This is a genomic window from Tundrisphaera lichenicola (genome assembly GCF_051175385.1).
GTDB classification, from domain to species: domain Bacteria; phylum Planctomycetota; class Planctomycetia; order Isosphaerales; family Isosphaeraceae; genus Tundrisphaera; species Tundrisphaera lichenicola.
In genome coordinates, this window is sequence record NZ_CP195106.1 from 2,986,081 (window position 1) to 2,998,540 (window position 12,460).

Here is a 12,460-nt window from a genome sequence, read left to right on the forward strand (position 1 = left end):
AGGTTGAGCGAATCCTATTGCCTGTTTCGACCCCGAAGCACCAATTCTTCGAAAATCTTCGCGACGAATCGGGAAAATGGCGCGAGGCGTGAGCAAGTATGCGCACTATCAAGAGCAAGCGAACGACGCCGGAGGAGCCGACACGATGAAGCTGGGAGCGGCAGGTTCGACGATCCGGGACATCGGGTCGCTCTTCGAGGGAGGGAGCATCGCCGGCCTGGGCGAGGTCCAGCTCCTGGAACGGTTCGTCGTCCGACGCGATGGCCCGGCCTTCGCCGCCCTGGTGGCCCGCCACGGGCCGATGGTCCTGGGCGTCTGCCGGCGGATCCTCACCGACCCTCATGACATCGAGGACGCTTTTCAGGCGACCTTCCTGATCCTGGTCCGAAAGGCCGGCTCGATCCGCGATCGCGACCGGCTGGCTCCCTGGCTGTTCGGGGTCGCCCGGAAGGTGGCGAACCGGGCCCGGCTCGATCGTTCGAGGCGTCGGGCCCGCGAAGTGACCGGCAGCGAGTTGGTGGCCGAGGCCCCGACCTTCGACGAGCACCGGGCGGAACTAGGCCGGGCGCTGGTGGAGGAGATCGACCGCCTTCCCGACTCGCTCCGGATTCCGGTGATCCTCTGCTGCGTCGAGGGCCTGTCCTACGACGAGGCCGCGGACGAGCTGGGATCGACCGAGCCCGCGATCCGGGGGCGACTGGCCCGGGCTCGCGAGCGGCTCCGGGGTCGCCTGACCCGGAAGGGGTTCGCCCCGAGCCTGGGTGCCCTGGGCGTCTTTTTCTCGGCGGAGGCGGCCTCGTCGGCCGTCCCCGCGACCTTGATGGCCTCCACCACCCGCGCCGCGATCATCTTCGCGGCGGGGCGAGCGGCGACGACCGGGACGATCCCGGTGGCGGTCGCCGGATTGACGGAAGGAGTGATCCGGACCATGATCCTGACCAAATCCAAGATCGCCGCGACGGCGCTGATCGCCTGCGGGCTCGCCGGTTCGACCGTCGGGGTCCTCGGGCAACAACCGGCCAGCAAACCCGACCAGGAACCCACGACCGTAACGATCCCCCACCCCGGTCACATCAGCCCACTCACCAGGGCAAGTTCCTCCGACCGGCTCGATAGCCTCGAAGCGAAGCTCGATCGCCTGATCCAGGTCCTGGAGAAATCGGCCCCTCAAACGGTAACGACCGAATCGGCCGCCGCCGCAACGACGGCTGCATCCGCCCCGGCAGTCGTGCCCGACCTACCTCCGGCTGGAGTCACCGAGATTCGAGCCAGGACGGTAAGAGGGATCGACGAGACCGAGGGACGACCCGCGACGAGAAGTCGGGGAGTTACGGCGGTTCGAGGCTCCGATCTCGCAACGGTCCCGGATGAGGTCCGAGTCGGCGTAAGTAGACCCAGGGCGGCCCGGGGGGTCGACGTGACCGAGGGGAGACCCGCATCGAGAAACCTGGGAGTCGCGACGGTCCGCGGTTTCGCGACGACTCGCGACGACTCCGGCAGGCTGGAGGCCCTGGAAGGGAAACTGGAACGGATGGAATCCCGGCTGAACGAGATCGAGCGGAGGCTAGGCCCACCGCCCGCATCTTCGGACGACGCGCGATCGTCCCGTACCGAATCCAGGACCCGAAATAGCCGATCTTCGGACTCGTCGAATGAGGATGCCCCTCCCGTCATTCCGGATACCGAGTCGAATCCCTTCGAGGTAGCTCCAAATCCGACGCCGAGCCCCGACGCCAGGCCCGTACCTACCGCCACAATCCCGAATTGATCCGTCGTCCATTCCGATCATTCGACCGATCGAGCGGCAAGGCCCGAGCCTTCCGACTCGATCGGTTTGTTGATATCGGAATCGGGTCCGGGTGCCCACTGACTTATGGCATTTTTTGTAGGGCAGGGCGATCCCTGCCGAGATCAGGCTTCCGGCAGGGATCGCCCTGCCCTACTAGACTGATATCGGAGTCGCCCCCACCTGGCCCGGACTTCGCCATCGGTGGTGGACGAAGATGGCGTGCCTCTTCCCGCTCGGCCGCTTGTCCGCAGCGAACCAAGATCGCCCATTCCCTGGCCTGATGAGGCCTGGGCGTAAGAATAGGGCCGCATCGACGACCAGCAGCGGGGCGGTCATCGCAAAGGCGACCCATCGTCGCAGGGATGGCCCTGGGCTCATCCGGTCAAATCAGAGTCCGGCACCGCCGAGGTGCTTATGCTTCCTGGGGTTCCGGACGCCGTGTCGCTTGACGCGGCGGCCCTTGGCGACCGGCGAGCTGTCGGCCTTCTTCTTCCACTTGTAGGTCTTGCGATTCTTGGTCTTCGTCTTCATGGCAGGCGTCGACTCCACCTTCGGATCATTCGAGGAAGGGACCATTGTGCGGTCCCTCCCCTCCAGAATCAAGCCGAACCCGTCAAAGTCTCGGGAATCGGATTCATTTGGACTTGGTCGGCGGGGTCCTGACTTCGAAGGTGAGCACCCGACTCGGGGCGCTGACGAAGCCGGACTCCTCGCCCCGGACCCGGACCCGGTAGGTCCCATCGGGCAGCTCGCCGTCGAACTTGACCTGGTAGTTGTTGGTCTTGGTGTCCACCGTCCCAGTCCCCAGGACCGTCTGGCCGCTGGCGTCGACGATCTGGACGTTGGTCCCCGGGATATAAGTCCCGGTCAGGGTGGGCTGCCGGTTGTTGGTGAGCTGGATCTTGCCTGCGTTCCCCTTGTGATCGGCGCTGATCAGGCTCGGGGCAGCGGTGGGGGAGGTCAGCGGCTTGCCGGTGTTCAGCGCGAGCTGGAGGACGATCGCGTAGTCGTTGGTCGCGACGATCTTCGAATTTCGCTGGGTCGTGGCATAGTTGGTCAGGTCGGTCATCTGATTCTGGAGGTCGGCCACGACCGTCGGGTTGGCCCCGGCCGAGGTCAACACGCTCCCGAACTCGCGATTCAGGGCTTTTGCATCCTGGGGCCGGATGGTCTTGAAGGGTTGAGTCTTGCGGAGATCGAGATTGAACGTCGAGACCGCCGACTTGTCGGCGGGCTGGAGCTGCCCCACGAGCTGGGTCAGGTCGTTCTGGATGTTCTGGAGCGTCGGCTGGGGGACCTCGCCGCTGCTGTTGAGCTTGGCGAGGAAGAGGGGCAAGCCTTGAATCCGCTGGAGCTTGGCGGCGATCGTCTGCCCGCCCGGGGTCTTGTCCGCCTGGACGATCGTCGAGGCGGAAGTCGTGGCTTCGGGGGTGACCGTGCTGAAGGAGGCGGCCGGGGCCGGGGCCTCGGGAGCGGGCGCGGAGGCCGTGCTCAGGAGCTGTCGGCCTTCCAGCCCTTCGGACGAGGGAACAAATCGGCGGCGGTGGCGATCCATCGCGCGGGCCTCCCGGCGGTTGGTGATTCGGCGAATTCAGGGGGATTTGGTGGCCGAGGCCACCCCGGGTCGACGGTTGCGACTCGATCGGATGTGAGCCGCCGTTCTACCGGATTCGCTCAAGTCTGGCCAGGGGGATTCCGACCGATCAGCCCCCGCGACTCCAGGAGCATCCGGAGATACGACCGGGGCTCGACCTCCCGCAAGCCGAGTTCCTCGGCCAGTTCGACCACCGCCCGCTGGGCCTTGGGCAACTCGGCCTCGGACCCGGCCAGGGTCTCGACCTCGGCGAACGCCCCGAGCCCTTCGGCCAGGTCGAGTGAGACCGCCACCGCCCGCCCGTTCGACTCCAGGTGATATTCGGTCCGACTCTTCCGGACCACCGCGACCGGGCGGAAGCCCAGCAACTCGAACGTCCGCCCCAGTTCCCCGCGAGCCTCAAGCCCCTCGGCGAAGGCCACCTCGATCTCCTCGCGAGTCTTGGCCGGTCCGCCCAGCTTCGGCCCCTTGTAGGTGATCCGGTTCAGCATCCCCTCCCCGCGAATCCGGAACGCCTCGCCGGTGCCGGCGAAGTCGCGGGACGGGTGCGCGAGATAGGTATCCTCATGGTCGACGGTCGCCTCGGGCTCGGCCCCTCGGGCCTCCAGCCTCCGGCGGAGGTCGTCGTGATCGGCCACCCGGAACTTAATCTCGATCTCGAACCCCATCGGTCGGGCCTCCTGATCCTTGCCTGGTCATCCCCGGGTCGGGTATACCCCAGCCGGGGGCCTCGCGACAGGCCCGAGCCCCGTCCGATCCTCTCCCTCGACCCCGAGCCCCGAATCATGAGACGCCAGCCCCGTACCATCCTCGCCTTGATCCTGGCCTTCGTCGCCCTGGCCGCCCCGACCCGGGCCCAGAACCCGAAACCGTTCACCGGCCCCTGGAACCTGGAAGGGCTGAAGGCCGTCCCCAAGGAGACTTTCGGCGAAGCCTCGGGGACCGTCCGCGAGGTCTTCTACGAGGGTGCCCCGCTCGACGGCAAGCCGACGCGAGTCTTCGGCTACTATGCCCGGCCCTCGACCGGCGACGGTCCGTTCCCGGCGATGCTCCTGGTTCACGGGGGCGGCGGCCAGGCGTTCGAACAATGGGCGAAGCTCTGGGCCGAACGGGGCTATGTGGCCCTGGCGATGGACCTGGCCGGGAACGGCCCGGGTCGGAAACGCCTGCCCGACGGCGGACCCGACCAGGACGACTCGACCAAGTTCCGCGACTTCACCTCCGACAGCGTCGACCAGATGTGGACCTACCACGCCGTCGCGGCCGTCCTCAAAGGGCACTCCCTCCTGGCCTCGCGAGCCGAGGTCGACCCGAGCCGGATCGGCGTGACCGGGATCAGCTGGGGCGGCTACCTGACCTGCATCATCGCGGGGGTCGACGACCGGATCAAGGTCGCCGTCCCGGTCTACGGCTGCGGCTTCCTCCACGAGGAAAGCTACTGGAAGCCCGAGCGATTCGATGGCGTGCCCGCCGATCGCCGGGATCGGTGGGTCAGGGCGTTCGACCCCTCGACCTACCTGCCGGGCGTCCGCTGCCCGATCCTGTTCGTCAACGGGACCAACGACTTCGCCTATCCCTTGAACAGTTACCAGAAATCGTACCTGGCGGTCCCCGGCTTCGAGGCCCTGGACAACCCCGACCGGCTTTGCGTGACCCTCCGGATGCCCCACGGCCACGAACAAGGCTGGGCCCCTCGAGAGATCGGCCTGTTCGTCGACTCGGTCCTCAAGGGGGGCGACCCCCTGCCCAAGCTCGGCTCGACCGCGATCGAAGGAGGCAAGGCGACCGCGAAGCTGGTCGCCAAGGTCCCCATCGAGAAGGCCGAGCTGCTCTACACGACGGATGAAGGCCCCTGGCCGGCTCGACTCTGGCAGACCGCGCCCGCCTCGGTCGTGGGCGACTCGGTCGAGGCCCCCCTGCCCTCGGGCCGTCCGCTGGTCGTGTTCCTGAACGTGGTGGATCGCCGGGGCGTTGTCTCCAGCGCCCCGCATGCGATCGTGCCCGAGGGGCGATGATCGTCGACTCAATCCTTGGGCCAGGCCTCCAGCCAGGACTTCCCCGTCGGGGCATCCGGATCGTCCGACTCGGAATCCTCCGGGTCGGGCTCCGCCGGGGCGGACGACCTCGGGCCGGGCGAGGACGGGGCCCGCGAGGGGCGGGGTGGCAGGAGATCGTCGACCCCGTAGCTCTCGCCGACGTCGACCGTGAACGACTTCTTGCACTTCGGGCACTCGATCGGCACGGTGAGGTTCTCTTCCTCCACCTTGCTCTCGTGACCGCAGACGGGGCAATCGACGTAGGTAGATGACATGATGCACCCTTGGCGGATTAGCCGGGACGGATGATGAGCCGGGATTTTATCACGAGCGGCCCGAGAGTGCGGCCCTAATCCGCCGACGTGAAGAAATTCCTATCCGAAGAGGGTGGTGATCGGCTCGCCGTCGGCGAGCTTGTAGGGACGATCCTGGGCATCGCGCATCTCGCTGGCCGGGTCGAGACCGAACCGCCAGAAGATCGTGGCCGCGAGATCGGCCGGGGTCACCGGGTCGACCGCGGGGTAGGCCGCGAACCGATCGCTCGCCCCGTGGACCGCACCGCCCCGGACCCCGCCCCCGGCCAGGACCACGCTGTAGCAGTCGGGCCAGTGGTCCCGCCCGGCGGTCGCGTTGATCTTCGGGGTCCGCCCGAATTCCCCCAGGCCGATGACCAGGGTACTCTCCAGGAGCCCCCTCGCGTCCAGGTCCTCGACCAACGCCGAGAATCCCCGATCCATCGGCGGGAGCAGCGTGTCTCGATGCTGCTGGAAGTTCTGGGCGTGGGTGTCCCAGTTCTGCCCCTGCTGCTTGAAGTCCTGGACGTTCACGAACGGGACTCCCGCCTCGACGAGTCTGCGGGCCAGGAGGAGGTTGCGGCCTCGCATGTTCCGGGCGTAGCCGTGCTCGGCCCCGGTGGTCGGGCCGGGTGCCCACGGGCTATCGGCCGAGCCGTAGCGGTCGAGCAACTTCGGATCCTCCCGGCTGATGTCGAGCGATCGCCCGATCACCTCGGAGTCGAGCAGTCGGTAGGCCTTGGCGTAGTGCTCTCGCATCCGACTCGCGTGGGGCGAGACGTCCCGATCCTCGATCGCCCGGAGCAACTCCCGGCGCGACTTCTGCCGGTCGACGCCCAGCCCGTCGGGCCTGCCCAGCAGGTCGGCCCGATACGACTTCGCCGCCGGGTCGACCTCGACCTGGAACGGGTCGTAGGCCGAGCCGAGGAATCCCCCCCCCTGGCAAGGGGTCGGGACGACGTTGTGGAAGGCGAACGGCAGCGAGGCATGCGCGACCGGCAGGTTCCGGTCGCGGAGCATGTAGCTGACGGTCCCCCCCCAACTCGGGAACTGCTGGGGCACCGCGCTGAAGAGTTCGAAGTCGCCCTGCGGCGGGAGCCGGCCGGTGAAGGTCTGGATCGAGGCCGGGTCGTGGAGCCGGTTCCCGTGATGCATGCTCCGGATCAGGGCCACCTTGTGCATGATCCGGGCCGTCATCGGCAGGTGTTCCGAGACCCGGACGCCCGGCACGCTGGTGGCGATCGAGCCGAATTCGCCGCGGACCTCGGCGGGGGCCTCCGGCTTGGGGTCGAAGGTCTCCAGCTGGCTAGGACCCCCGTAGTAGAAGATCGCGATGCACGATCGGATCGGGGGGAGCGAGCCGCCCCGGGCCCTCGGGAGCGGCGCGGCCTCGGCCTTCGCCCGGATCAGGCCGAGGAGGTCAAGCCCCATCGCCGACATCAGGCCCGATCGGAGGACGCCCCGCCTCGTGATCGGATTTCCCGGACCCAGGAGCGGATCGAGCCACATCGCGGAGCCCTCCCGGATGGTGGTGTCCGAGGGTGGGCCATGCTGCCTCGGCCCGCGATCGTTCGCCTCCACCCGCCTGCCTGAACATCTTTTGTTCAACAGAGGCTAGCGAAATCCGGGACGCCCTGCAATCCGGCAGGGTCTCACGCCGGGATTCGAGGCACAGGGGCCGGTTGTCGTCGAGCGTCGCCCGGGAGGTGAGCGAGCGGGGGTGGGCCTGGGCCTTCGACCCGGAGATCCGTCGAGCCGGTCAGGGCCGGGACGACGGTGGGACGTCTTGCCATCAAGAGGCCGAGCAACAGGAGCATGGCCAGCGTGTGAATGTGGAGGCTGAGCAGGAGCAGCGAGTTCCCTCGGCCAACCAGATCTCGACTCAGGACATTCGCCAAAACCGCGAACAGTCCGACCGTCGCCAGGGCCATCGATCCCAGGCGATGGATGGCCCGATGCTCGACCACCAGCAGGTAGGCCGCCGGGAGGAGGAAGACCAGATGCTGGAGCCAGGTGACGGGCGAGAGGAGCGGGATCAGGATCAGTACGGCGGCCATCTCCGATGCGAGCATCGGGTCGTCGGTTCCTCGACCGGGCCGGCGCGACCACCAGGCGACCCCGGCCAGGAGGCCCAGGCTCGCCAGCGAGGCCAGTCGATTCGCCGTGGAGGGATCGAGATTCAGGAACGCCCGGTCGGCCGGATGGTCGACCTTGAGCGGGTGTCCCGGTGGATAGGCCACGAGGTAGCGGAGGATGGCCGGCTTGAGCGCCTGATTCTGGACGCGGGCCTCGTTATCCCGGCGGACGGAATCGGTCCGATCCGAGAAGACGTTCAGTGCGACCCGGTTCCATTGCTGCTGGTGGTCCCACCAGCCGGAAGGCCCCATCCAGATCGCGGGCAGGACGATCCAGGCCGCCGTCCAGGCCATCGAGAGCCCGGCCAGTCGCCACTTCCGCTTCCAGGCGAAATAAGGAAGGAAGAGGCCGGGGGTCATCTTCAAGGCGATCGCCAGCCCGATCCCGGCGGCCCCGAAGGCCTCGCGGCCCCGACGGATCAGCTGAAACGAGCCGACGATCAAGGCCAGCAAGATCAAGTGCGGGCCGCCGTCGTCGAGGTCGCGGACGACGTACTGGAGGGTCAGTAGGACGGCAGCCGCCCCGAAGCCAACCCCTCGCCAGGAGCCCGGCCGGGCCCGAGGCCGGATCATGGATTCGAGCCACCGGAACGTCAAGACCAGGCAGAGAAGCGCCGCGGATGTTCGGAAGAGGCTCGCGACCCCCGGCGGGACGAGGGCCAGCGGGGCATAATACAGCCCGCTGATCGGCATGTAGTTATAGCAAAAAACCCGATCGGGCTTTTCATAATTGATGTAGAGCGGCTCTCGGGCCAGGAAGCGCCGGCCGAACTCACGATGGACGTTGAAGTCGCCGTAGGTGGTCGAATGCCGGAACGACTTGACCGCCAGTTCGGCGGGGATCGCGACCAGGCAGGCGATCAGGACGATTCGTTCGAAGCGTGTCCGGGAGCGAAACCAGGCCATCACTCCACACCTCTTCCATGAATGACCGACCTCGATCGGTCGCCAGGCTTCATCGCCCATCGATCCTTCGATGGGAGGATTTATCGTGAAATATCGCCAGCGTGTCCATCGTGATTCCCGAAAATCGCGGTTGACTCCCGGATATCGAAAAAACGGACGTCCCCCGATCCTCTCGGGAGACGTCCGCTCGGTTTGGCTGGCCTGATCGCCGGCCCATCCCTGGGCCTTCGCGGCGGTCAGATCAATGAAAGAGGCGGCCGAGCATCGGGTGGCGACGGTGGGCGCCGTCCATCGGCACGATGGCCGCGGTCTGGGCGGTCGCCAGGACGCTCTGCGACGAAGGGAGGACCTCGGTCGGGCAGTTGACGACGACGGGGACCTTGACGCAGACCTCGACCGGCACCTGGCGGGTGACCGTCCGGGGCTGGCAGACCATCTTGCACTCGGTGACCCGTCGGGTGGTGGTGACGGGGTCGCAGACAGTCGTCGTGCAGGGGACCTGGCGGCAGACGGTCTCGCAGACCTTCTTGACGCACTGGACCGTCTGCATCTCGCAGATCGTCTCGGGCACGCAACGGGTCCGGACTTCGGTGACGGTCTCGCAGACCGTCTCGCAGACCTTCTTCACGCAGGTCTCGTTGACCATCCGGCAGGTCGTGACCGGGACCTGGCAGGTCCGGACCTCGGAGACCATCCGGCAGGTGGTGACGGGGACCTGCTTGACGACCTGCTCGCAGACCGTCCGGCAGATCGTGATCGGCACTCGCTTGACGGCGGTCTCGCGGACCATCCGGGTGACGGTGACCGGGACCTGCTTGACCGCGGTTTCCTTGACCATCCGGCAGGTCGTGAAGGGGACCTGCTTGACGGCCGTCTCCTTCACCATGTCGGTGACGGTGTAGGGCTCCTGGCGATACTCGGTCTTCTGACACATCTTGGTGACGGAGACCGGAACCTGGCGGGTGCAGGTCCGGGGCTGCATCACGCAGACGGTGTAGGGGACCGTCTTGTAGCAGGTCTCGGCGACCATCCGGCAGGTGGTGACGGGGACCTGCTTGACGGCCTCGGTGGTGATCGTCTCGCAGATCGTCTCGGGGACTTGCTTGGTCATCACCTCGGAGACCATCCGGCAGGTGGTGACCGGCACCTGCTTGACCATCACCTCGGGGACCATCGTGCAGGTCGTCACCGGGATCTGCCTGGTGACCGTGTAGGGCACCTTCCGGCAGACCGTGATCGGGACCGACTTGCGGATCGTCTGCCGCTCGTAGATCACCTCGGAGACGGTCTCGTTGATCGTCCGCTTGCACGGGACGGTCTCGGTGACGTATGTCCCGGGGCACTGGTAGACGCAGCCGTCCTTGCAGATGGTCTTGCCGGGGACGTACACCTGACGGCTGACCATCTCGGTGACTTCGCGGCAGACCTGCTTGCAGACCGTCCGGGGGACGCAGACCGTCTCGCAGATCTCCTTGCTGGCGGTCTCGGTGACCGTCTGGTAGGCGGTCTCGCAGACCGTCCGATAGGAGGTCGTCTGGACCGGCTTGCAGACCGTGTAGCGGCACTCCTTGAGGACCGTCTCGCGGACCGGCTTGCAGACCGTGTAGGACACCGTCTTCATCACGGTCCGACGGACCGGGGTCTGGACGGTGTATCGGCACTCTTTCATGACGGTCTCGCGGACGGGCCGGCTCACCGTGTAGGCGACCTGCTTGTACGCGCACTGCTTGACCGGGACCATCTGCGTGTAGGACTGAGCCTGCATCACGGTCGATTGGACCGGGACGCTGACCGTGTGCGGGACCGACCGGTAGGCCGTCCGCTGGACCGGCTTGCAGACCGTATAGCAGACGTTCTTGTAGCCCGTCTCATACACCGGCCGGCAGACCGTGTACGGGACCGACTTCATGACCGTCTCCTGGACCGGCCGGCAGACCGAGTAGGTCACGTCCTTGTAGCTGGTCTCGCGGACCGGCCTCGCGACGGTGTAGACGTGCGACTTCATGGTCGTCTCGCGAACCGGGCGGCTCACGGTGTACGACCGGGTTTCCATGTGGGTCTCGCGGACCGGCCGCGCGACGGTATAGGTCACGTCCTTGTAGATCGTCCGGGAGACCGGACGCTGGACGGTGTACTGCTGCTCGCGCATGACCGTCTTGTAGACGGGGCGCTGGACCGTGTACGGCACGTCGCGGACGTGCTGCTCGGCCACGGTCTTGAACGTGGTTACGGTCCGCGGCACCAGGGTGGTTTCCGAAACCTCCCGCTCGTAGGTGACCGGCTTGGACTCGTAAATGGTCTCGCAGACCTGCCTCAGCACCGTCTGGCGCTGGAGGACATATTCCGTGTGCCCGCCACAATCCTGGGGCACGGGGCAGCATCGATGAGAGGCACCGCCAGCATAACTGGCCGCCCCCGCCGGGTGCGCGGTCGCCCACGTCCCCAAAAAGAGGGACATGAGTGATACCGTGAGAAGTTTATGCATCGTCAGACGCTCCAAGGCAACACTCCGACTGACGTCTTTCATGCTGAACCGGCGGCGAGCTCCGCTCCCCGATCGGACCAGCCAAACTCATGAGTCTTCTTCGGCCGTGTCCGACCCATCGCTTCAGGATGTTTCTCCAAATCTCCCAAGTCTCCAAAGTCGCCAAAACGCAAGGTTTGCCTACAACTTACGAACCCTACGCAAGGCACCGAAAATCCCACGTGATCGACAGAAAGACCGGGATCGCGCCAGGCCGGATGGTCGACGTTTCCACCGGGACTGTCACATCTTCGCGCGACCCTGGAGACCGCCCAGGCCATGGGTTACGCTGGCCGTCCGGTTCGGATGCGTCTCGACGGATGGTCGCCTGGAGGGTTCTCGCGATGGGTGTACTCGATCGGTTCCGGCTCGACGGCAAGGTGGCCCTGGTGACCGGCGGGACGAAGGGCCTGGGGCGGGCGATGGCCGAAGCATTGGCCTCGGCGGGGGCGACGGTCGCCCTGACCGGCCGGGACGCCTCGAAGGCCGAGGCCGCCGCGCGAGAGGTTGCGGGTCTCGAAGGGACCAAGACCCTCGGGATCGGCGCCGATGTGGCCAGGGACGCCGAGGTCAAGGCGATGGTCGCGAAGGTCCTCGACACTTACGACCGGCTCGACATCCTGGTGAACAACGCGGGGATCAACATCCGGCGCCCGATCCAGCAGCTCGAAGAGTCCGAGTTCGACCAGGTGATCGCCACCAACCTCAAAGGTCCCTGGCTCTGCTGCCGGGCCGCCGCCGAGCCGATGAGGCGTCAGAAGTGGGGCCGGGTTATCAACGTCTCGAGCACCCTCGGCGAGGTCGGGCTGGCCGACCGGACCCCGTATTGCTCCAGCAAGGGGGGCCTGACCCTGATGACCCGGACCCTCGCCCTGGAGTGGGCCAAGGAGGGGATCAACGTCAACGCCCTCTGCCCCGGCCCGTTCGCCACCGAGATCAACAAGCCCCTGCTCGAAGACCCCGCCATGCGAGAGGCCATGCAAGCCAAGGTCCCCCAGGGCCGATGGGCCGACCCGGTCGAGCTCGGCCCGGTCGCCGTCTTCCTGGCCTCCGAGGCGTCCAGCTTCGTCACCGGGGCCACGATCCTGGTCGATGGCGGGTACACCGCCCAGTGAGGCTGGCCCCTCGCATCAATGAATTTCCCTCCCTCTCCCCCCGGGAGAGGGTGGCCGAAGGCCGGGTG

10 protein-coding genes are annotated in these 12,460 nt (G+C 66.8%); 3 read left to right on the forward strand and 7 right to left on the reverse strand.

Annotation, left to right across the window (positions count from 1 at the left end):
• The first annotated feature begins 76 nt into the window (after positions 1-76).
• Positions 77-1,768, forward strand: coding sequence for an RNA polymerase sigma factor (locus P12x_RS11785; RefSeq protein WP_435011064.1), 1,692 nt, complete (start codon positions 77-79; stop codon positions 1,766-1,768).
• Between the two features lie 408 nt (positions 1,769-2,176).
• Here the strand turns inward: P12x_RS11785 and P12x_RS11790 are convergent, their stop codons facing one another.
• The 3 genes from P12x_RS11790 to cyaB all read right to left on the reverse strand — a co-directional run bounded on the left by P12x_RS11790 (position 2,177) and on the right by cyaB (position 4,051).
• On the reverse strand, positions 2,177-2,320 hold the full coding sequence (locus P12x_RS11790) for a hypothetical protein (RefSeq protein WP_435011065.1): 144 nt from the start codon (positions 2,318-2,320) through the stop codon (positions 2,177-2,179).
• Between the two features lie 103 nt (positions 2,321-2,423).
• A complete protein-coding gene (locus P12x_RS11795) occupies positions 2,424-3,344 on the reverse strand; it encodes an Ig-like domain-containing protein (protein ID WP_435011066.1) in 921 nt (306 codons plus the stop codon).
• A gap of 119 nt (positions 3,345-3,463) precedes the next feature.
• Entirely contained in the window at positions 3,464-4,051 is a 588-nt protein-coding gene (cyaB, locus tag P12x_RS11800) for a class IV adenylate cyclase (RefSeq protein WP_435011067.1), read from the reverse strand.
• 117 nt (positions 4,052-4,168) lie between these two features.
• Here cyaB and P12x_RS11805 point away from each other — a divergent pair, with 117 nt between their 5' ends.
• Positions 4,169-5,398, forward strand: a complete 1,230-nt coding sequence (locus P12x_RS11805; RefSeq protein ID WP_435011068.1) for an alpha/beta hydrolase — start codon at positions 4,169-4,171, stop codon at positions 5,396-5,398.
• Positions 5,399-5,406: 8 nt separating this feature from the next.
• Here the strand turns inward: P12x_RS11805 and P12x_RS11810 are convergent, their stop codons facing one another.
• From P12x_RS11810 to P12x_RS11825, 4 genes are all read right to left on the reverse strand, one after another.
• Positions 5,407-5,694, reverse strand: a complete 288-nt coding sequence (locus P12x_RS11810; RefSeq protein WP_435011069.1) for a hypothetical protein — start codon at positions 5,692-5,694, stop codon at positions 5,407-5,409.
• A 99-nt stretch (positions 5,695-5,793) separates the two neighbouring features.
• Positions 5,794-7,221 carry a DUF1501 domain-containing protein gene (locus P12x_RS11815; protein ID WP_435011070.1) on the reverse strand — a complete coding sequence of 476 codons (1,428 nt, stop codon included), beginning with the start codon at positions 7,219-7,221 and terminating at the stop codon, positions 5,794-5,796.
• Positions 7,222-7,364: 143 nt separating this feature from the next.
• Positions 7,365-8,753: a glycosyltransferase family 87 protein gene (locus P12x_RS11820; RefSeq protein ID WP_435011071.1), complete on the reverse strand. Its 1,389-nt coding sequence runs from the start codon at positions 8,751-8,753 to the stop codon at positions 7,365-7,367.
• A 241-nt stretch (positions 8,754-8,994) separates the two neighbouring features.
• A complete protein-coding gene (locus P12x_RS11825; RefSeq protein ID WP_435011072.1) occupies positions 8,995-11,238 on the reverse strand; it encodes a hypothetical protein in 2,244 nt (747 codons plus the stop codon).
• A gap of 383 nt (positions 11,239-11,621) precedes the next feature.
• Between P12x_RS11825 and P12x_RS11830 the strand changes: the two genes are divergently transcribed.
• The gene (locus tag P12x_RS11830; protein WP_435011073.1) at positions 11,622-12,392 is read left to right on the forward strand and encodes an SDR family NAD(P)-dependent oxidoreductase; all 771 of its coding nucleotides are present in this window, start codon (positions 11,622-11,624) and stop codon (positions 12,390-12,392) included.
• The last annotated feature ends 68 nt before the right edge of the window (positions 12,393-12,460 follow it).

Coding starts and splice junctions, on each gene's coding strand:
- P12x_RS11785 (WP_435011064.1), top strand. CDS start 77: ATGGCGCGAGGCGTGAGCAAGTATGCGCACTATCAAGAGCAAGCGAAC.
- P12x_RS11790 (WP_435011065.1), bottom strand. CDS start 2,320: ATGAAGACGAAGACCAAGAATCGCAAGACCTACAAGTGGAAGAAGAAG.
- P12x_RS11795 (WP_435011066.1), bottom strand. CDS start 3,344: ATGGATCGCCACCGCCGCCGATTTGTTCCCTCGTCCGAAGGGCTGGAA.
- cyaB (WP_435011067.1), bottom strand. CDS start 4,051: ATGGGGTTCGAGATCGAGATTAAGTTCCGGGTGGCCGATCACGACGAC.
- P12x_RS11805 (WP_435011068.1), top strand. CDS start 4,169: ATGAGACGCCAGCCCCGTACCATCCTCGCCTTGATCCTGGCCTTCGTC.
- P12x_RS11810 (WP_435011069.1), bottom strand. CDS start 5,694: ATGTCATCTACCTACGTCGATTGCCCCGTCTGCGGTCACGAGAGCAAG.
- P12x_RS11815 (WP_435011070.1), bottom strand. CDS start 7,221: ATGTGGCTCGATCCGCTCCTGGGTCCGGGAAATCCGATCACGAGGCGG.
- P12x_RS11820 (WP_435011071.1), bottom strand. CDS start 8,753: ATGGCCTGGTTTCGCTCCCGGACACGCTTCGAACGAATCGTCCTGATC.
- P12x_RS11825 (WP_435011072.1), bottom strand. CDS start 11,238: ATGCATAAACTTCTCACGGTATCACTCATGTCCCTCTTTTTGGGGACG.
- P12x_RS11830 (WP_435011073.1), top strand. CDS start 11,622: ATGGGTGTACTCGATCGGTTCCGGCTCGACGGCAAGGTGGCCCTGGTG.